The organism is Rudaea sp., assembly GCF_036383415.1.
Lineage (GTDB): Bacteria > Pseudomonadota > Gammaproteobacteria > Xanthomonadales > Rhodanobacteraceae > Rudaea.
Map to the genome: position 1 here is coordinate 1 of NZ_DASVOK010000441.1, position 20,025 is coordinate 20,025.

Here is a 20,025-nt window from a genome sequence, read left to right on the forward strand (position 1 = left end):
GCGCACGGCATGGCCGGCGGCCAGGCCTTCGATCTCGCCGCGGTCGGCAAGGCGCTGACCCCGGCCGAACTCGAACGCATGCACGTGTACAAGACCGGCGCACTGATCCGCGCCTCGGTGCGCCTCGGCGCGCTCGCTGCCGGTTGCCGCAACGCGGCGACGCTCGCCGCGCTCGAACGCTACGGCCATGCCATCGGGCTCGCATTCCAGATCCGCGACGACATCCTCGACATCGAAGGCGACGTCGCGACGATCGGCAAGACCGCAGGCAAGGATGCCGCCGACAACAAGCCGACCTATCCTGCCGTCCTCGGCATGGCCGGCGCGCGCACGCATCTGGCCGAGCTGACACAGGCAGCGATCGACGCCTTGGCCACGCTGGGCGACCGATTCGACACGCTGCGTGCACTGGCGCGCTTCATCGCCGAGCGCGACGCGTAGCCGGGATGACACATCGGCTCGCTGCTCGCGCTCGCGCGCCGATGCGTTACTTGATCAAACGCAGGCTGATCGGATAGCGGTAGGCCACGCCTTCATTCGCCTTGACCGCGGCGACGATCGTCAGCACGAGCCAGGCAACGCCGGCGATGATGCCGACTGGAACCGCGATCAGCAGACCGAGGCCGAGCGTGATGATGCTGAGCACGAGCAGGGCCAGGCCGACGATCGCGAGCGTGATGTTGAAATTGAGCGCTTCCTTGGCCTGATCGTCGACGAAAGGCAGCGTATCTTTCTTGATCAGCCAGATCACCAGCGGCCCGATGAAGCAGCCCCAGGCGAACATGTGCCCGGTGACGATTGCGCCGAGCAGCGCGGACAGGTGCGCGAACATCGCCCATTGCCGCTCCTCAGCGCTCGGCGTGCCTGACGGCACCGGCGGCGGGGGGAAGGCGTCGCTGGGCGCGGGGCCGTTGCCCGGCGGGACTTCGTTCGGTGGAACGCTCATGCGGCTCTCCTGCGTGATTGTGGGCAGAGTCAGTTTCCCGCGAACGCGGCGGGCAGACAAGCGCCGGAGGTCACGCTTGAAATCACCCGCCTGCGCCGCATCTCGCGCACCGCCTATTGTCCGGCGATCGTCATCCGCTCGACCAGGATCGATCCGGTCAGGATATGCGAGCGCGGATCGACATCGGTGCCGATCGCGGCGATGCCGCGGAACATCTCGCGCAGGTTGGACGCGATCGTGATGCCTTCGACCGGATACGCGATCGCGCCGTTCTCGACCCAGAAACCCGAAGCGCCGCGCGAGTAGTCGCCGGTGACGATCGACACGCCCTGCCCCATCACTTCGGTGACGAGCAGGCCGGTGCCGAGCTTGCGCAGCATCGCATCGAAATCGTCGCCGCCGGTCTTGACGATGAGATTGTGGATGCCGCCCGCGTTGCCGGTCGACTCGAGACCGAGCTTGCGCGCCGAGTAGCTGCCGAGCACGTAGCGTTCGAGAACGCCCGCGCGAACCAAGGCGCGTTCGGCGGTCGCCACGCCTTCGCTGTCGAAGTTGCCCGATGCATGCCCGCGCAGCAGGCGCGGCTTTTCCACGATATCGATGAACTGCGGAAGTATACTTTTACCCGCGTGGTCGACGAGGAAACTCGACTTGCGGTAGAGCGCTCCACCCGACACGGCGGAGACGAGATGGCCTATCAGGCCGCGCGCGACTTCTGGCGCGAACAGCACGGGCGCCTCGCGCGTGGTCAGCTCGCGCGCGTCGAGGCGCGCCAGCGTGCGCTCGGCTGCCTTGCGCCCGATTACCGCCGGATCGCCGAAATCGCCTGCGGCGCGCACCGATTCGTACCAGTAGTCGCGCTGCATACCCGCCTCTTCGCCTGCGATCAACGCGCACGACAGCATGTGCCGCGTACCGCGCTCGCGGCCGACGAAACCGGCCGAGGTAGCGAGCACCGACAGCGACTCGCCGGCCTGCACCGAAGCGCCTTCCGAATTGGTGATGCCGCGATAGGCGCGCCCGGCCCCCTCGATCTCAATGCCGAGGCGGATCGCCTCCTGCGCATCGACCTGCCATGGATGCCACAGGTCGAGATCGGGGAAATCCTGCGCGAGTCGCGCGGGATCGGCCAGGCCGGTGTACCGATCCTCCTCGGTGTACTTTGCGATCGCGCAGGCCTGCTCGATCGTCTTCGTGATCGAGTCGGCGGCGAGATCGGCCGTACTTGCCGAGCCCTTGCGCTTGCCGAAATACACGGTCACGCCGAAGCCGCGGTCGCGCGAGTGTTCGACCGTTTCGACCTCGCCGAGACGCACGCCGACATTGAGCCCCGAATCGATGCTCGCGCCGACCTCGACCTCGCTCGCACCGGCCGCGCGGCAGCGGCGGATCACGTCCTCGGCGAGCGAGGCGAGACGGTCGAGCCGGGCGAGGCTGTCGTCCTGCAATGCGACTGGAGAATCCTGGGTGGCGACGTTCACTCGGCAGTTCCTTGGTTCGATCGGCTATTATCCGTGATATGCAGATCGGCGAGCACGAACTCAATCCACCCGGGCCGGAACACGATGACGAGGGGCCCAGCCGCAGCCAGTTGCGGCGCGAGGCGCTGGACGTGCTCAAGCTCGCGCAAGCACTGGTCGATCTGACCGATGCGCAGCTCGGCCAGGTTCCGCTCGGCGATGATCTGCTCGACGAGGTGCGGCGGGCACGCGCGGTGACGCAGCAAATTGCGCGCAAGCGGCAGACACAATTCCTCGCCAAGCAGATGCGCAAGCTCGACGATGCCGAGGTCGACGCCATCCGTGCCGCGCTCGATCGCGACCGCAACAACATCCGCCGCGAAGCCGCAGTCCTGCATCGCGTCGAACAATGGCGCGACCGTCTGCTCGAAGGCGACGACGAAACGCTCAACGAATTCATCGCCCTGCATGCGCAGGCCGACCGCCAGCGCCTGCGCACGCTCGCGCGCCAGGCGCGCATCGAGCGCGATCGCAGCAAGCCACCACACGCGGCGCGCGAGTTGTTTCGTGCGTTGCGCGACGTGATGGGTGAAAAAGAAAAAGGATAAAAAGAAAGGCGGCCGGAGGCCGCCTTTCGTGTATCGGTGGTGCCGGAGAAGGGAATCGAACCCCCGACCTACGCATTACGAATGCGCCGCTCTACCAACTGAGCTACTCCGGCACGGAGCCGCATAGTGTAGCGACATGAATCCTTCCGATCAAGGATTCCGGTCTCCAGGGCAATCTTTCCCCGGCCCGCCGTCAGGCATTGACAGTGCTGCGCCGATGGCAGCCGCAGATACTGCCCCCGCTTGCGGCTTTTTCCTACATGGTGGCGCGCAATCCGTGGATGGAGCGGCCGCGCGCGGCTCCATAGCATGTCGCCATCCCTGCAAAACCAGGAGATCGACATGCAAGCCAATCGCACCACGCAGACCGGCTTCACCCTAGTGGAACTGATGTTCGTCGTCGCCATCGTCGCCGTGCTCGCCGGATTCGCGAGCAGCAGCGTCTCTGCAGCGATTCACGCCGCACGCGGCAGCAACGGACTCGCCAGCTTCGTAGCCGCACTCACCCGCGCACGCAGCAGTGCAGCGAACGCGGGAGTGGAGATCGTGCTCTGCCCAAGCCTCGACGGCGCGGCCTGTACATCTGGCGACCATTGGGAGCACGGCTGGATCGCGTTCGCCGCCACCCACGGTGGCAGCGAACGTCAGCCGGGCGACCCGATCTTGCTGCGCCAAGATGCCCTGCCGCCCAAAGTGCATCTGGTCAGCACGAGCGGACGCACGCGCATCCATTTCCAGCCCAGCGGCGGCAGCGTGGGCAGCAATGTCACCTTCACGCTTTGCGACGGCCGCGGGCCAGCGAAGGCGAGCGCTTATGCGATGGGGAACAACGGGAATTTGCATTCGACGCCGCCCAACCCCGCCAGCGTCGCGGAAGCCTGTTCGGGTTGAGCGTCGCCTGCGACATGGTGGCCGCCTTAACCAGTAAGCAGGTGGGTGCCCGGCGAGCGACACGAGACGCAGTTGGGCTTGCGTAAGCAGCTCGAAGCCGCACTGTCGGTGGTGTGTCTGAACGAAAGAGCAGCGGCCTCGTGCGACGAAGAGCAAACGGCAAGAGGGTGTGCCCAAGCGCGGAAAAATTAGTCCCCTTCGATTCGCCAAATACCATGCGCAAGGCACTCAACTGTTCGAGGCGGCGATCGCGCGCTTCGCTTTGAGCAACATCGCTCTCTCGATGCAATCGTGCTCGACTACATCTCGCAGCATCGCGTCGTGCCACATACGTTCGATCACAATTGGCAAGCTTCGGGCCGCGCAATCATCTCGCTTTAGGCCGGCGCCCAGTAGTCCTTATTCAGTCTAAAGCGAACCACTCCATTGCTCGCAACTGTGGCATCAAGTAAGCAACAAGATTTAGCGTTCAAACACAAAAAACAGCCGAGCTGGACCCTTTTTTATTCTTACTGGCATGACGCATAGGTCGCCGTGCGACTATTACTACCAGAGCAAGTATAGCTTGGCGAAGTAACACCTTCAGCAGTAAAGCCTATACTGATCGTATCGGTGCTGGACAAATTCAGACTTGGGAACGTAATCGTCGACTTTTCAGGAGTTGTGCCTAACGTGGTATTGCCTACGTTTCCATTGTCGGTGACGACTATATTGGCCAACGAACCTTCCGCAACGCCATTCACCAAAATGTTGGCGGTATCAACCTTGTAATTAGCACAGTACTGTACGGTAGTGTTGTGCCCACTCCAGCATGGATTTGATCCCGCAGCTGTATATGCATAATTATAATTTTGTACTGTCACTGTAATTACAGCGGCAAGAGGTGGCGTGGAGGATGTGGTTATCGATGGGCACGTATAGGAATTCAGCTGCTTGTTGCCTCCGTTTCCACTCGAACTCGATGAACAAGAGGTCAAGCTACCTGTAGGTGCGGCCGTGCTGTCCAGTTGCCAAGACACAGTAGGGTAACTTCCACTATATCCCTTGTAGAGCTGCGGAAGCACGCTATTGACAGAAGCCGGAACTGGCGTGAGATATAACGTCGCAGACACACTACCGCTCCCCGAGCTATTGCTCGAGGAGACAGAGAAAGCCTGCGTATCGCTTTGCTTATTCGATGCCGATGCATCGTCCAAATCCACAGGGCTGCCGAATCCGGACCCTGTCGCGGCAAGTCCGGAATTGGAATTGGAAATCGTCGTCGTGACAGTAGCCGTATCCCCCGTACTGGCACACGAAAGCGCGCTCACCACTCCTCGCGAACTGTTGAACGTCGGCGCTGCATTTTTTACGGTGATAATCGCATCGTTGTTCACTGAAACGCTGTTCGAATGACAACCCCCGGGTGAAGGGGACCAGTTGGCAATGTCCGTAACATTAATCGTCGTAAACGGCAATAATGGCAAATAGCAGCTCGACTTATCCGTGGCCGTACAACTGGCAATAGCGTTCGTGATGGCGGTTACCGCAGCGGGCTCAAGATAGTCTATGTACAAGCCACGCGCATGCAAATAGCGGTAGTCCGGATTGGTCGACGAATAAGTGATTTTTATGCTTGTCGGCACATCCAGATTGTAAGGTGAGGCCGCATAGCTGGATTGAGCGGTTGCCAAACTCGGAAGACTACCTTGCTCCAGAGTGGAGACATTGGTCTTTAGATAATTGAGAATAAAGGACTGATAGGCGCCGACGGCCCCCCCCGTACCGAAGTCCGCAGTGTCCGTTGTATCCGGATTTGAGCTGGTGGCGGCGGTGGCCGCCGTACTCGGGCTCGACGTTGCCAACAGGCCGAAGAAATAGTTATGCAGATCCGTTGCCACTGCGTAGACGCCGTCGACACGAATTAACCGACAGGCATTCATGTAGGCGTCAGCTGCATCGGACGAGGGCACCGCCACCAAGGTGTTGGTGGAGTCGTAGCGATAATGGCTGTAGTTGCCCGTCGTATTGAAGGGATCAAACTTGACTGTGTCACTGGCACTATCGTTGTGATCACGACAGCAAACATCGCAATCATTATCCTGCGTAGCACTCGAGTCGACGCCTGTCGCGGAAGTCGTTCCGGCCGCCGTCGGCGCCACATATTGGCTACCATCCCAATAGGTAGGCCTATATGGTGTCGCAAAAACGGTCGTCAGATTACTGTCCGTGCTGACCGCACCGCCATACTTGCAACTGCACATGACTACCTTGGTATCGACACTCTTCTGGATGACGGTCTCGTTATTGTTGTCGGGAGCTTGGTAAGTAAGCACATTGTATGAGGTGCCGACAACCGCGGAGTTGTTGCCATTGAGAGCGAGAATCTGTGGCTTCGGGTTCGTGGCTGCAGTGTCGTTACCATTGCCGGTTGCAATCGGAATGACTCCTGGCGTGGCAGCGGGATTGATCTGCCGTACTGTGGGCGACGCCGTGGTCGAGGTTATCGTCGGGGTCTGTACGATGAGACCATTGTTGCCGTTGTCGTTCAAAGTGGGGCTGATGATGGTGTCGGTGGCGAGCGATCGGGACTGACCGGAGGAATCCGTCCACGTCGTCGTGACATTCACCTGTTTATAAGCACCGGCGTCGGAAAGGGGCGCGCCTGCAGTCTTTTTAAAAGCCGGGTTGGCAATACTGGTAGCAGCCCACTGGTTGACAGTAATGGTGGTTGTCAGATTGCCGACGCCAGCGGCTGTTTGCGCAACGAGAGCTGCGCTCTTCTGCGCGGCTGAACCTTGGCTGGGTGAAACGATTGTCTGCTGCGGATTCGTGGTAGCGGTGGGGGTCGCGGTATAGGTCAGCGCACCCGCGCTGTAGCCACTGGCCCGCATTTGATCGATCAGCCCTTCCGCATACGCGGCAATCTGCGAGCGCGCCCGAGCATCAGCGCTGTTGCGAGTCAAGGCACCCTGCAGAAGAGCGAGAGCCAACAATCCTGTCGACAGAACGACGATCGCAATCAAGACATCGATCATCGAGAAACCGAAGACTCGACGGAGAACGGCAGATTTCGGATTCATGGTAAGCATGGTCTTATCCACTCAATACGAGAATCGGTCGGTCCAGGAACCTGGAACAGGCGAGGCCGGATTAAGCGTTGGCTCGCCGGTGAATCCCGCCAGTACCTTGGGTAGGTAGACAATGGCCGCCGTGCCGTTTCCTTTGATGAATTGGCCTTGGATGACGACAGAACCATAGATCACCGAGCCGGCCTGCATCGTTAGACTGCCGCCGCTCCCATCTGTAGATCCCCCAGTAGTTGGATCAAGGGGACTATTCGGCGCGCGTATAAAAAGTAAGCCATACAGCTTTCCGTGGAAGTTGCTCACGTTTCCGTCCCATACCACGATGACTGGAAGATCCGGCGTGCCCATGGTGACGTTGTTGGTAGAACATGTGGCGCCGTTCTGCACCCAGATCAGCCCGCCTTGGGCGGTAGTTCCATTGGTGGCTCCCGAATCGGCCAGCGCGGAACAAGCGGCCAGCTTGTCTGGTTTGATCCATCCCGAGGAATGCAACGTACCGGGAATGATTTGCGTCGCATGGTTGTACAACCACGCTTCGTCCACGCCAATGCCTCCGCTTGGAAGCGGGGAGTTATCGGCTGGTTGATAAGCGGTCGTTGTCATCTTGCGTGTTTCGCAAAAACAGTCGTGACCATCTGTACAGTAACCGTCTGGGTTGGTACCGGTGTCGTCTTCCCAAGCCTGTACATGAAACACGTAATTAAACAGATCGCAGGGAAATTCGTTTGATCTGACGTTTGCATTGGACTTGCAGGAACCTGCAGCCTGAAGCGTCGAAGTACATGTTGATGTACCCACCACCGGAACGGAATCGATATCGAGAAGGTCGATTCCCATATTTCCCCCGTTGCCGGAGGATTGATATGAGATGGAATTGCTGCATGAGCAGGTATCGCACGTAATTATGCTTGATGTTCCGCCAGTCGAAGTCTTCGCAAAATCAACGGATCCTTGGCCTGGCACGTTGCCCTGGTTGCGGATGTAATCCTCGAAATAACAAGTATTTGGCGTACCGGTTTTCGTCAGCGCTTGCCGCGTCCAAACAGATACCGGCACCCCTTTTCCCGCCCCGTTCGAGTTGGTTACAACTTGGATACCACCGGTAACATCGACCGATCCAGACGCCGTGATGGGTGGAAGGTTTCCACCGCCACCGGCGATCGGAGAAATACCGAAGGTCGTGCTCAACGTGGTGTTGGCGGATTCGCCGGCGATATTGCCGACGCCGATAACCGTAAATAGATAGGTTCCCGATGCCTGCGTCAGATCGGTAGTGCATTCCGTGGGATCGGTCGTCTGCGCAGGAGTTTTGACCATGCACATCACCACTCCAACTCCGTAATTCACCGCGTATCCATTGCCTACCGTTGTCATCCGCCTGTCGAGCGGAATGGACCTGGTGTCGATGTCGTCGGAAGTGCTGTTATTGCCATTGACGTCATAGCTGGCGCCCACGTTGTAATAGTACATATTGCCGCGCCGTTGCATACTTGGGCTCGCACAACCCGTGCCACTGTACTGTCCCGCCACGCACTGCGGCACTGCACCACAGGGGAAGTTGGTGTCGGGAGGGGCGTTGGTACCACCGCAACGAGTCCATTTCCCATTGGTCGGGTTGATGATCGAACGATTGGCCTTGATGTACTCGGCGCCCTGAGAAATGGCCGCCTCGACGGTCTGCTTTACCAAGCGGGCACGTACGTCGCTTGCCGATGTGCGTTGTTCCAAAATCCCGGCATTCATCGCGAACAACGCAAGAAGCGACGCGAGCAAAAGCAACATCAGGGTAACGATCAGCGTTGTGCCTGATTGCAGCTTCGAATTCAATTGCCTGCCATGAGCAAACCGATACATAAAAAAGCTCCGGAATCAATTGACCGTGGTGGACCGAATGAAAATGGGCTGTTTGAAAGTACGCGAAATGGAGTTCGTGTACGAATCACCCGAGACCAAACTGCCAGTCACGGACAAATCAATTTCATTTGCGCTCACCACAGTAAAGGTTAAATCAGTTATTTTGATCTGACTTGAACTCAAAACAGCAGTAGTCGAATTGGTGATAGGGCAACTTTGCAGCGCCGACGAAGTGGGCAAGTTCGCAACCGTTGTCACACCGGTTGGATTCAGCGTCAAATAATCGAGCGACACTCTACCCGTGGTTCTGTCCAGCCGGACTTGATGATAGTTGTAGAGAGATTGATCGGAGGTAGTGCCGGAATAGCCATAGCTAAGCCCCGGACAATTGGTCACCGTGACTGCGTAACAGGGTTGGATAACCGACGCCGCAGACGCAGTAGGACATGCAGTTGTTGTCCCTTGCCCTACCATCGCTGCCGGGTCTTCAATGAACCGCATGCGCTTGACGTCGTCAGCGACAACGGATGCAAGCGCGCGCAATTCCTGTGTTAGACGGGTGGACTGGATTGTCTCGGAATTCGACTGATTGATCGCCACAATTAGACTGATGGCACCGCCAACAACGATCATGCCGATCACGATCGAAATCATCAGCTCGATCAGCGAGAACCCCCACATCGCAGGCTTTCCGCTCGGTTTCATTGACCGGTTGCGCATGTCGGATACCCTGCCACGAAAGGACTCGAAGACGGCACGCATACCAGTGTTTGCCCGAGCGCCGACAAATTGATGTGTGTCGAATATTTGCCTGACTTGGAATTTAGAGTCATCAGCGGATTGGTGGGCAAATTCGTGATATCCAGTGTCCCCAGCTTGGAATTGAAGGTAACCCCACCAGTGCCGAGGACATACTTGATAGTGCTGTTACTGGGCAGTTGCAAGATCACTCCTGAATAGTCCCCTGATGAGACGAGTGCGTTTTGGTAACCATTGTTGTCGTCGCCCACCAAACAAACCACCGGGGTTTTTTTGGAACAATCGCAATCCGACACGCCGGCCACCTGCACCCCTGCCGTGGGCGTAGCGGCGCTAATCGCTCCTGCGCACCAAGTCGTTCCGCTGGAAACGGAAACGTTGACGTCGCGCTGCAGCTTGACCGCGTTCACGCGAGATTGATTAAGCAGATTGACGATATCGTCCGTCGCACCACGCAACCGCGACTTCTCGATCAAGTCATTAAAGCTGGGCACGGCCAGCATGGCGAGGATGACGAGCACCGCCAATGTGACCATCAACTCGACGAGAGTGAAGCCAGATTGCCGCCAACGCTGCATTGTGCCCCCGGTAGTCCCTGAACCGATTGCCGATTCTATGCTGTTGTCAGCGGTTTTCGAAACGAATCCGACCAATGGCGCGAATTTCCTGTTATTCGGCTGGACGCATCAAGGACGCGGCGATTAGTATTCGCGCTACTGAGCGGAGTCTGGGGGGCGCATGAACAGGAACCGTGGGTTTACGCTGATCGAACTGATGATCGTCGTCGCAATCATCGCCATTCTCGCGGCGATCGCGCTGCCCAGTTACCTGAGCCAGTTGCGCAAAGGTCGACGTAGCGACATGGAACAGGCCATGCAGCAAATTGCGTTGCTGGAGGAGCGTTTCCGCGCGGACTGCCCAGAGTACGCGAATGCCTTCGGCTATGCTTGCTCAACGCTTGCCACCCTGAAATTCCCGTCAAATCCGTATACCGCATCCTACTATGCGACTGCTACCTTGGCCCCGAATGCTACCAATACCGGGTTCAAGATCACGGCCGTCGCCAATTCGGGACAGGACAATGACAATCAGTACGGCACCAATTGCAAGACTCTGATCTACGACTCAGGCTTTACGACGGCCGGAGTACTCAGCAAGACACCCGCAAACTGCTGGGCGCAATAGATCGAATTTGCCCGGACAACTGCAGATTTTCGACGCGCGTCAGCCCACCATGACGACCCGCAACTCTTTCGGCAGCGCAAACGTCACATTCTCCGGATCGCCAGCCAGCTCGCTGACCTCGGCATCTGCCCCGCCCCACTCGCGCAGCCGCGCGACGACGCCCTGGACCAGGCTTTCCGGCGCCGAAGCGCCCGCGGTGACGCCGATATGCGCCTTGCCGGTCAGCCATTCGCGGTCGATGTCGTCGGCGCCATCGATCAGATAGGCCGGCACACCCTGCTTCTGCGCGAGTTCGCGCAGGCGGTTGGAGTTGGAGCTGTTCGGCGAGCCGACGACGAGAACGAGATCACATTGCTGGCCGAGCTTGCGCACGGCGTCCTGGCGGTTCTGCGTCGCGTAGCAGATGTCGTCGTGCTTCGGGCCAATGACCGCAGGGAACTGGGTGCGCAGGGCTTCGATCACGGCCTTGGTGTCGTCGACCGACAATGTGGTCTGCGTCACATAGGCCATCTGTTCGGGATTCTTCGGCTTGAGCTGGGCCACGTCTTCGGGCGTCTCGACGAGGTGGATTTCGCCGCTCGCACCGGCCTTGTCCCACTGGCCGAGCGTGCCTTCGACTTCGGGATGGCCGGCGTGGCCGATCAACACGACGTCGAATCCGCTCTTTGCGTAGCGCGCGACTTCGATGTGCACCTTGGTCACCAGCGGACAGGTCGCGTCGAACACGCGCAGGTCGCGCGCAGCCACTTCACCGCGCACCTTTTGCGACACGCCGTGCGCGCTGAAGATCACCGTGGCGCCATCGGGCACTTCGGAAATTTCGTCGACGAAGATCGCGCCGCGCGCACGCAGCCCGTCCACCACGAACTTGTTGTGCACGACTTCATGGCGCACGTAGATCGGCGCACCGAACGATTCGAGCGCGCGCTCGACGATTTCGATCGCCCGGTCGACGCCGGCGCAGAATCCGCGGGGGTTGGCGAGAAGGATTTGCATGGCAAGGATTTTAACGCGGATAGCCGCGTCAGGACGCTTTTTGCCCCTTCGCGAACAAGCCGAACCAGATCAGCAGCACTGCGCCGACCGTGATCGCCGAGTCGGCGACGTTGAACGCAGGAAAGTGCGCATCATTCCAGTAGACATCGATGAAGTCGGTGACCTGACCGAAGCGCAGGCGGTCGACCAAGTTGCCGAGCGCGCCGCCGATGACGAGCGACAGCGGCAGCGTGTTGCGCCAGTCCGAACGCGGAATCGTCGCGAGCCAGCGCACGAGCATGGCGCTGACAACGACCGCGAGCACGCTGAACAGCCAGCGCTGCGGGCCTGGACCGACATCCAGAAAACTGAACGCCGCGCCGGTGTTGAATGCGAGCGTCCAGTTGAGCAGGTTGGGAATCACCGCATGTGGCTGCAACGGCTGCAATTGCGCGAGCACGACTGCCTTGGTCGCCTGGTCGAGCACGATCACGAACAGGGAAAACACCAGCCACGGCAATCCGCTGGCCTTCCAGGACACGGGTTTGTTCATCAGAAATACCGCCGTTGCTCGCCCGTGCCGTCCGGCAGGTTGGAAACGCAGCGGCCGCAGATTTCCGGGTGTTCGGGATAGACGCCGACGTCGGGGCGACGGTGCCAGCAGCGGATGCACTTCTGCCCATCGGCGACCCTGGCGGAAATCCACGCTGCGCCGTCGCTCACTTCCGCCTTCACCGCGTTCGCCGGCGGATTCTTGTCGTCGCCGAGATGCAGGCCGGAGGTAATGAAGAAGAAACGCAGCTCGTCCGCGAGAGGCATGAGGCGCGAATGTAGCGGCGCATCCGCATGCAGCGCGACATCGGCTTCGAGCGCCGCGCCGATCTCGCCCGCATTGCGCATGCCTTCGAGCAGCTTCGCCGCGGCTGCGCGGATCGTCAGCAGGTCGTTCCAGAACGCACGCTGCTCGGGCTTGCCTTGCGTTGCGGCAAGTCCATCGTAGAACGTCTCGAACAGCACCGAGGCATCGCGCGTGCCCGGGATCAACGGCCAGATTTCCTCGGCCGTGAACGACAGGATCGGCGCGAGCCACCGCACCATCGCCTCGACGATGCGGTACATCGCGCTCTGCGCGCTGCGCCGGCCGTGGCTGTTGGCCTGCATCGTGTACAGGCGATCTTTGGTGATGTCGAGGTAGAGCGAGCCCATCTCGTTCGTGCAGAAGTTCAGCACGCGCTGCACGACTTCGGGGAAGTCGTAGCGCGCGTAAGCCGCTATCACCGCTTGTTGCGTGTCGTACGCCTGCTGCACGGCCCATTGATCAAGCAGCAGACTGTCCTCGACCTTGACCAGATCCCGCGCCGGGTCGAAGCCATGCAGGTTGCCTAGCAGGAAGCGCGCCGTGTTGCGGATGCGGCGGTAAGCGTCGGCGACGCGCTTGAGGATTTCGTCCGACAACGCCATCTCGTTGCGGTAGTCGGCCGAGGCGATCCACAGGCGCAGGATGTCCGCGCCGTAGTTCTTCATCACGTCCTGCGGCTCGATGCCGTTGCCGAGCGACTTCGACATCTTGCGGCCCTGCGCATCGACGGTGAAGCCGTGCGTGAGCACTTCGTCGTACGGCGCCTTGCCGTGCATCGCGACGCTGGTCAGCAGCGAGGAATGGAACCAGCCGCGGTGCTGGTCCGAGCCTTCGAGATACATGACCTTGTCACCAGGCTTGCGCGCGAGTTCGGGACGCTGATCGAGCACGCAGTAATGCGTCGTGCCCGAATCGAACCAGACATCAAGAATATCGGTGACCTTGTCGTATTGTTCGGCCTCGTCGCCGAGCAGCTCGCGCGCATCGAGCGCGTACCACGCATCCGCGCCAGCTTTTTCCACGCGCTGCGCAACCTGCTCCATCAGCTCGACGCTGCGCGGATGCGGCTCGCCCGTGGACTTGTGGATGAACAACGCGATCGGCACGCCCCAGGTGCGCTGGCGCGAGATGCACCAGTCCGGGCGGTCCTTGATCATGCCGTAGATGCGCTCCTCGCCCCAGGCCGGATACCAGTCGACGTCATCGCGGATCGCCTTGAGCGCGTCGGCGCGCAGGCCTTTCGTCTCCATGCCGATGAACCACTGCGGCGTGGCGCGGAACACGACGGGCGTGCGATGACGCCAGCAATGCGGATAGCTGTGCGTGATCTTCTCGGCGGCGAGCAGGACGCCGCGCTCGCGCAGCAGGTCGACGATGGCATCGTTCGCCTTCCAGATGAATTGTCCGGCAAACAGTTCCGTGTCCGGCGTGTAGACACCGTTCGGTCCGAGCGGATTGACCCCGGCGATACCGTATTCGCGCGCGACGACGAAGTCCTCCATGCCGTGGCTCGGCGCGGTGTGCACGGCGCCGGTGCCGTCGTCGGTGGTGACGTGGTCGCCGTTGATGACGGGGATTTCGCGCTTGTAGAACGGATGGTGCAATTTTGTCAGGTCAAGCCCGGCGCCCTTGATATGGCCAAGTGCGACGGGATTGTCGAGGCCGTAGCGCTTGGCGATTTTTTCCAGCAGCAGTTCCGCGACGACGAGCAGCACGCGCTTGCCATTGCGTGCCGGCCCTTCGATCAGCACGTAGTCGATGTCGGGACCGAGCGTGACCGCGACGCTGGCCGGCAGCGTCCACGGCGTCGTCGTCCAGATCGGCACGGCGACGATGTCGCCGTCGTTCACGCTCACGCCGAACTTCGCGGCGAGCGCTTTCGGATCGAGCGCGTCGTAGGCAACGTCAATCGCCCACGACTGCTTGTCCTGGTATTCGATCTCCGCCTCGGCGAGCGCTGAGCCGCAGTCGAAGCACCAGTAGACCGGCTTCTCGCCGCGCACGAGGTGGCCGTTCGCGATTACCTTCGCCAGCGCACGGATTTCGTCGGCCTCGAACTTGAAGGCCAGCGTTTCGTACGGACGGCTCCAGTCGCCGAGCACGCCGAGGCGCTTGAAGTCCGTGCGCTGCAGATCGATCTGCTTGGTCGCGTACTCGCGGCAGAGCTTGCGGAACTCGGCCGCATCGACCTTGACGCCGACCTTGCCGACCTTCTTCTCGACCGCGACTTCGATCGGTAGGCCGTGGCAGTCCCAGCCCGGCACGTACGGCGAGCGCAGGCCCGCGACGAGCTTGGACTTGACCACGATGTCCTTGAGGATCTTGTTGACCGCATGGCCGAGATGGATCGCGCCGTTCGCATACGGCGGACCGTCGTGCAGGATGAAGGCGTGCTCGCGCCCGGCGGTGCGGATCTGGATCTCGTTGTAGCGATCGACCTTCTCCCATTCGGCGAGCATCGCCGGCTCGCGCTTGGCAAGGTCGGCCTTCATCGCGAAATCGGTCTGCGGCAGGTTGATCGTGGATTTGTAGTCGATGCTCACTTCTTCGCTCCAGTCGCCACCGTCGTGCAGCAACTCTTGTTGTTTGTCTTATGCTCCGCGCTGGAGCAACGTCATTTATCCATTTTTGTTCCGGGGCGGAACAAAATTCCACGCGCTTGCTCGGCGTCGCGATCGATCTGCCTCACCATCGCGTCGAGATCGCTGAACTTCTCCTCGTCGCGCAATTTTTCCACAAATTCCACTTGTATACGACGGCCGTAGAGGTCACCGTCGAAATCGAACACGTGCGCCTCGAGCAGCGGCTCCTTGCCGTTGACCGTGGGTCGCACGCCAAGGCTCGCCACGCCGGGACGCGGCACGTCATCGATACCGTGCACGCGCACCGCGAAGATGCCGTCCACGGGCGACGTACGCGAACCGAGCCGCAGGTTCGCGGTCGGGTAGCCGAGCTTGCGCCCGAGCTGCTGGCCACGCACGACATGCCCGCCGATCGCGAACGGCCGACCGAGCCAGCGTGCCGCCAGCGCGAAACTGCCGCCGGCCAACGCCTCGCGAATCGCCGAACTCGAAATGCGCTCACCCTCGATCACGACCGGCGCGAGTGCCTGTGCCGTGAAACCGTGTTCGCGACCAAGACGCTGCAGCAATTCGACATCGCCACCGCGCGCATGGCCGAAGCGGAAGCCTTCGCCGACCCAGACTTCGCGTGCGTTGAGACGCTTGACCAGCACGCGCTCGACGAAATCCTGCGCACTCATCGCCGCGAGCGTCGCGTTGAATCGCAACAGCAGCGCCCGGTCGACCTGTGCGTCGCGGAACTGCTCGATCTTCTCGCGCACATTGCTCAGCCGCGCCACCGGCCGCCCATGCGCGAAGAACTCGCGCGGCAACGGTTCGAAACTGGCGACGACCGCATCGAGATTCAACTCGCGCGCCCGTTCGCGCGCGCGCCCGAGCACGGCGCGATGGCCCAGATGGACGCCATCGAACGCACCGATGCAGACGACACTGCCTCGCGCGGCGACCGGATCGCCCGCGATATCGCGGAACAACATACGCATCGCGCGATTATAGCGAAGAATGCTGCGCCGCCGCAGTTCAGTGAGCGCGTAAATCGCGCAGGCGCAAGCCGCTGGCGTACAAGCTGGCCACATAAATCCCGCCCGCCGCCGCGATGATGGTACCCAGCCGCCAAGCACGCTGGGCGACGCCCGCCGTGCTCCATTCCGGCCAAATCGCCAGCCCTGCAAGGATGACGGCCACCATGAGCGCACACGCCACGGCCAGCCGCAACAGATGCCTGCCCCAGCCAGGTTCGCGCTGATAGATCGCCTCGCGGCGCAACGCGCGCCAGAGCAGCAGCAGGTTCAGATAGCTCGCGAGGCTCGACGCCACCGCCACCGCCATATGCAGGCCGCGCACATTGGCGATGCGCGCGAGCAGGTCTTCGCCCGGCGTCTCTGCACCGCGCCAGAGCAGGTACAGCGCGCCGACCAGAAGCACGTTGAGCGCCATGTTCGCGATCATCGCGGCGATGCCTGCACGCACAGGTGTTTTCGTGTCCTGGCGCGCGTAGAACGCCGGCACGAGCACCTTGACCAAGGCGAACGCCGGCAGGCCGAAGCTCAGCGCGGACAGGCTCAGCGCGACCATGTCCGCATCCCCCGCGGTGAACCTGCCGTGCTGGAACAGCGTCGCGACGATCGGTTTGCCGAGCAGGACGAGGCCGAGCATCGCGGGAATGGCGATCAGCAGCGTCGTGCGCAGGCCCCAGTCGAGCGCGCGCGAAAAACCCGCATGGTCGGTGTTGACGTGATGGCGCGACAGGCTCGGCAGGATCACCGTGCCGAGCGCGACGCCGAAGATGCCGAGTGGCAGTTCGAGCAGGCGGTCACCGGTCTGCAGCCAGGTCTGCGAACCGGTGATCAGCAGCGAGGCGATCACCGTGTCGAGCAGCAGGTTCACCTGCGCGACCGACGAGCCGAACAGGGTCGGGATCATCAGGCGCATGATCCGGCGCACTTCCGGATGCGACCAGCCCCAGCTCGGCCGTGCGAGCAGGTCGAGCCGGCGCAGTGTGGGAAACTGGAACAGCAACTGCAGGATGCCGGCGAGGAAGATGGCCCAGGCCAGCGCCTTGATCGGCACGTCGAAATAGCGGCTCCACCACAGCGCCCCGGCGATCATGCACAGGTTGAGGATCACCGGCGTCAGCGCCGGCAGGGCGAAGCGGTGGAAGCTGTTGAGCACGCCGCCGGCCAGCGCGGTCAGCGAGACGAACAGCAGGAATGGGAAGGTGATGCGCAACAAGTCCGAGGTCAGGCGCGCCTTCTCCGGCGTGCTTAGCGCACCGAGCGAAAACAACGCGGTGATCTGGCCAGAAAAAAGGACGCCGAGAGCGGTGACGATGAGCAGCACGCCGCCGAGCGTGCCGCCGGTCTTCGCCACCAGCGTCTTCAACTCCGCATGCGAACGCTTTTCCTTGACCTCGGTGAACACCGGCACAAAGGCCGTGCTGAACGAACCTTCGGCGAACAACCGGCGCATGAAGTTCGGGATGCGGAAGGCGACCCAGAACGCATCGGTCATCCAGCTTACGCCGAACACGGCGCTGATAGACTGGTCGCGCACCAGGCCCAGAATGCGCGAAATAAAGGTCATCGCGCTGAACGAGAACATCGAGCGCAGCAGGCTGGGAGTCTTCATCGGCCGGCCAAGGCCTCACCCAAGTTGACGCAACTCCGCACAACGCTTACAATTCCGCCCCTTTTTCCATCCCCGATTCCCGCGCCGTCCGCACCGGGCTGCGCCACTACTACCGGAGTTTTTCCTTGGCTAACATCAAATCCGCGAAGAAGCGTGCGCGTCAGGCTGTCAAGCGCAACGCCCGCAATTCCAGTGCGCGTTCCGCGCTGCGTACCGCCGTGAAGAAGGTCGTCAACGCGATCGCGGCGAAAGACAAGGTCGCCGCCGAGGCCGCCTACAAGACCGCCGAGCCGATTCTCGACCGCGAGTCGAGCCGCGGCCTGATCCACAAGAACAAGACTGCGCGCCACAAGAGCCGTCTGAGCGCGCACATCAAGGCTCTGGCCTAAGCCAAGCCGCGACGAACTGCCAAAAAGGCCGGCGCAAGCCGGCCTTTTTGTTTTTCCGATTTCCCGGGCGCGCATGGTGAGATCGAGGCGAAACCGCGCGCACTTCACGCGTCCTCGCTCCGCGACTCCTCCGCCGCCTCGGCGCGCAGTCGGTCGAAGAAGTCCTGGGTCTTCAGCGCGACCTCCCAGGTGCCCTCGCGCGCGATCGCCGAGACGAGGAACCACGGCTGCTTCCACTTGAGCTTTTTCACCAGCGCCTTGGCCAGCTTCTGGCGCTCGTCCTCGGGCACGAGGTCGGCCTTGTTGAATACGAGCCAGCGCGGGCGGGAGAGCAATTCCTCGTCGAATTTCTCGAGTTCGGCCTCAATCGCGCGCACCTGCTCGACCGGGTCGGTTTCGTCGTCGAGCGGGGCGATATCGACCAGATGCAGCAGCAGGCGCGTGCGCGAAACATGCTTGAGGAACTGGATGCCAAGCCCGGCGCCATCCGCCGCGCCTTCGATCAGACCGGGAATATCGGCGATGACGAAGCTCTGGTCGGTGCCGATGCGCACCACGCCGAGGTGCGGCTGCAGCGTCGTGAACGGATAGTCGGCGACGCGTGGCGTCGCCGCCGAAACCGCACGGATAAAGGTCGATTTGCCCGCGTTCGGAAAGCCGAGCAGGCCGACATCGGCCAGCACCTTCAGCTCGAGGCGCAGCTCGCGCGTCTCGCCTTCGGTGCCCGACGTAGCCTTGCGCGGCGCGCGGTTGGTCGAGCTCTTGAAGTTGACGTTGCCGGCGCCGCCGCGGCCGCCCTGGGCAACCTTGATGACCTGGCCGTGATGGGTCAGGTCGCCGATCGTCTCGTCGGTATCGACATTGATGACGGCGGTGCCGACCGGCACGCGGATGATCTTGTCCTCGCCGGCCTTGCCGGCCATCTGCCGGCCCATGCCGTTCTCGCCGCGCTGCGCGCGGAATACGCGGTCGTGGCGGAAATCGACCAAGGTGTTGAGACCCTCGTCGGCAACGAGGAACACGCTGCCACCCTCGCCGCCGTTGCCGCCGTCGGGGCCGCCGAGCGGAATGAATTTTTCGCGCCGGAAACTCACGCAGCCGCTGCCGCCGTTGCCGGCGTGGACGGTGATTTCGGCTTCGTCGACGAATTTCATGGGGCAGCGAGGGATTGAACGAGGGGAAAGCAAGTATAGAACGCCGTCATTCCCGCATGTTTCTGGCGGGAATGACCAGCAGAAGCTACAGAAAAACAAAGCCCCGCACGAGGCGGGGCTCTGTCGAATTGCTGGCGCGCGAAGCTTAGCCTGCGACGACGCTGACCGTGCGACGCTGCTTGGCGCCCTTGACCGCGAAATCGACCTTGCCGTCGACCAGCGCGAACAAGGTGTGGTCGCGACCGATGCCGACGCCGGTGCCCGGATGGAACTGGGTGCCGCGCTGGCGCACGATGATGTTGCCGGCTTCCACGGCCTGACCGCCATAGAGCTTCACGCCGAGATACTTCGGGTTCGAGTCGCGGCCGTTACGGGTACTGCCGCCTGCCTTTTTATGTGCCATGACTTATGCTCCTCTTAACCCGTGATGCCGGTGATTTCGATTTCGGTGTAGTACTGCCGATGCCCCATCTGCTTCATGTGGTGCTTGCGGCGGCGGAACTTGATGATGCGGACCTTGTCGAGACGGCCGTGTTCGACGACCTTGGCCGCGACCGAGGCACCGCTGACGGTCGGCGCGCCGACCTTGACGCCTTCGCCCGAACCGAGAAGCAGAACCTGGTCGAATTTGACCGCGGCGCCGACGTCGGCTTCGAGTTTTTCCACG

The 20,025-nt window shown here is 61.5% G+C and carries 19 protein-coding genes and 1 tRNA gene; 5 read left to right on the top strand and 15 right to left on the bottom strand.

What is annotated here, in order from left to right; all coding sequences use genetic code 11:
• Positions 1–441: polyprenyl synthetase family protein (locus VF497_RS15900; protein ID WP_330890501.1), on the top strand; the 441-nt coding region annotated here is incomplete at its 5' end.
• Positions 442–487: 46 nt separating this feature from the next.
• Here the strand turns inward: VF497_RS15900 and VF497_RS15905 are convergent.
• On the bottom strand, positions 488–946 hold the full coding sequence (locus tag VF497_RS15905) for a DUF4870 domain-containing protein (RefSeq protein WP_330890503.1): 459 nt from the start codon (positions 944–946) through the stop codon (positions 488–490).
• Positions 947–1,059: 113 nt separating this feature from the next.
• Positions 1,060–2,427: a metalloprotease PmbA gene (gene pmbA / locus VF497_RS15910; RefSeq protein ID WP_330890505.1), complete on the bottom strand. Its 1,368-nt coding sequence runs from the start codon at positions 2,425–2,427 to the stop codon at positions 1,060–1,062.
• Between the two features lie 38 nt (positions 2,428–2,465).
• Here pmbA and yjgA point away from each other — a divergent pair, with 38 nt between their 5' ends.
• Positions 2,466–3,014: a ribosome biogenesis factor YjgA gene (gene yjgA, locus VF497_RS15915; protein ID WP_330890507.1), complete on the top strand. Its 549-nt coding sequence runs from the start codon at positions 2,466–2,468 to the stop codon at positions 3,012–3,014.
• 37 nt (positions 3,015–3,051) lie between these two features.
• Here the strand turns inward: yjgA and VF497_RS15920 are convergent.
• Positions 3,052–3,127 (bottom strand) — tRNA-Thr (locus VF497_RS15920).
• Between the two features lie 229 nt (positions 3,128–3,356).
• On the opposite strand from VF497_RS15920, the gene VF497_RS15925 reads away from it, so the two are divergent.
• Complete coding sequence (locus tag VF497_RS15925; RefSeq protein WP_330890508.1) at positions 3,357–3,905, top strand: GspH/FimT family pseudopilin; 549 nt, start codon at positions 3,357–3,359, stop codon at positions 3,903–3,905.
• Positions 3,906–4,414: 509 nt separating this feature from the next.
• On the opposite strand, the gene pilV is transcribed toward VF497_RS15925, so the two are convergent.
• The 4 genes from pilV to VF497_RS15945 are packed head-to-tail and all read right to left on the bottom strand — an operon-like array spanning position 4,415 to position 10,164.
• On the bottom strand, positions 4,415–6,976 hold the full coding sequence (gene pilV, locus VF497_RS15930) for a type IV pilus modification protein PilV (RefSeq protein ID WP_330890510.1): 2,562 nt from the start codon (positions 6,974–6,976) through the stop codon (positions 4,415–4,417).
• Between the two features lie 12 nt (positions 6,977–6,988).
• The gene (locus tag VF497_RS15935) at positions 6,989–8,800 is read right to left on the bottom strand and encodes a PilX N-terminal domain-containing pilus assembly protein (RefSeq protein WP_330890512.1); all 1,812 of its coding nucleotides are present in this window, start codon (positions 8,798–8,800) and stop codon (positions 6,989–6,991) included.
• Positions 8,801–8,842: 42 nt separating this feature from the next.
• On the bottom strand, positions 8,843–9,547 hold the full coding sequence (locus VF497_RS15940) for a PilW family protein (protein WP_330890514.1): 705 nt from the start codon (positions 9,545–9,547) through the stop codon (positions 8,843–8,845).
• On the bottom strand, positions 9,529–10,164 hold the full coding sequence (locus VF497_RS15945; protein ID WP_330890516.1) for a prepilin-type N-terminal cleavage/methylation domain-containing protein: 636 nt from the start codon (positions 10,162–10,164) through the stop codon (positions 9,529–9,531). The genes VF497_RS15940 and VF497_RS15945 overlap by 19 nt, the downstream gene beginning before the upstream one ends.
• A 160-nt stretch (positions 10,165–10,324) precedes the next feature.
• Here VF497_RS15945 and VF497_RS15950 point away from each other — a divergent pair, with 160 nt between their 5' ends.
• Positions 10,325–10,771 (top strand): type IV pilin protein, encoded by a 447-nt coding sequence (locus VF497_RS15950; RefSeq protein ID WP_330890518.1) that lies wholly within the window; start codon positions 10,325–10,327, stop codon positions 10,769–10,771.
• A 39-nt stretch (positions 10,772–10,810) separates the two neighbouring features.
• Here VF497_RS15950 and ispH read toward each other — a convergent pair whose 3' ends face one another.
• The 5 genes from ispH to murJ form a co-directional block, all read right to left on the bottom strand.
• The gene (ispH, locus tag VF497_RS15955; RefSeq protein WP_330890520.1) at positions 10,811–11,767 is read right to left on the bottom strand and encodes a 4-hydroxy-3-methylbut-2-enyl diphosphate reductase; all 957 of its coding nucleotides are present in this window, start codon (positions 11,765–11,767) and stop codon (positions 10,811–10,813) included.
• 28 nt (positions 11,768–11,795) lie between these two features.
• Positions 11,796–12,299: a signal peptidase II gene (lspA, locus tag VF497_RS15960; protein ID WP_330890522.1), complete on the bottom strand. Its 504-nt coding sequence runs from the start codon at positions 12,297–12,299 to the stop codon at positions 11,796–11,798.
• Positions 12,299–15,148 (bottom strand): isoleucine--tRNA ligase, encoded by a 2,850-nt coding sequence (gene ileS / locus VF497_RS15965; protein WP_330890524.1) that lies wholly within the window; start codon positions 15,146–15,148, stop codon positions 12,299–12,301. The genes lspA and ileS overlap by 1 nt, the downstream gene beginning before the upstream one ends.
• Positions 15,149–15,219: 71 nt before the next feature.
• A complete protein-coding gene (locus VF497_RS15970; RefSeq protein ID WP_330890527.1) occupies positions 15,220–16,170 on the bottom strand; it encodes a bifunctional riboflavin kinase/FAD synthetase in 951 nt (316 codons plus the stop codon).
• Between the two features lie 37 nt (positions 16,171–16,207).
• Positions 16,208–17,815 carry a murein biosynthesis integral membrane protein MurJ gene (murJ, locus tag VF497_RS15975; protein WP_330890529.1) on the bottom strand — a complete coding sequence of 536 codons (1,608 nt, stop codon included), beginning with the start codon at positions 17,813–17,815 and terminating at the stop codon, positions 16,208–16,210.
• A 125-nt stretch (positions 17,816–17,940) separates the two neighbouring features.
• Here murJ and rpsT point away from each other — a divergent pair, with 125 nt between their 5' ends.
• A complete protein-coding gene (gene rpsT, locus VF497_RS15980; RefSeq protein ID WP_330890532.1) occupies positions 17,941–18,204 on the top strand; it encodes a 30S ribosomal protein S20 in 264 nt (87 codons plus the stop codon).
• A 104-nt stretch (positions 18,205–18,308) separates the two neighbouring features.
• Here rpsT and cgtA read toward each other — a convergent pair whose 3' ends face one another.
• From cgtA to rplU, 3 genes are all read right to left on the bottom strand, one after another.
• On the bottom strand, positions 18,309–19,358 hold the full coding sequence (gene cgtA, locus VF497_RS15985; protein WP_330890534.1) for an Obg family GTPase CgtA: 1,050 nt from the start codon (positions 19,356–19,358) through the stop codon (positions 18,309–18,311).
• Positions 19,359–19,503: 145 nt separating this feature from the next.
• Positions 19,504–19,761, bottom strand: coding sequence for a 50S ribosomal protein L27 (rpmA, locus tag VF497_RS15990; RefSeq protein ID WP_330890536.1), 258 nt, complete (start codon positions 19,759–19,761; stop codon positions 19,504–19,506).
• A 14-nt stretch (positions 19,762–19,775) separates the two neighbouring features.
• Positions 19,776–20,025: 50S ribosomal protein L21 (gene rplU / locus VF497_RS15995; protein ID WP_330890538.1), on the bottom strand; the 250-nt coding region annotated here is incomplete at its 5' end.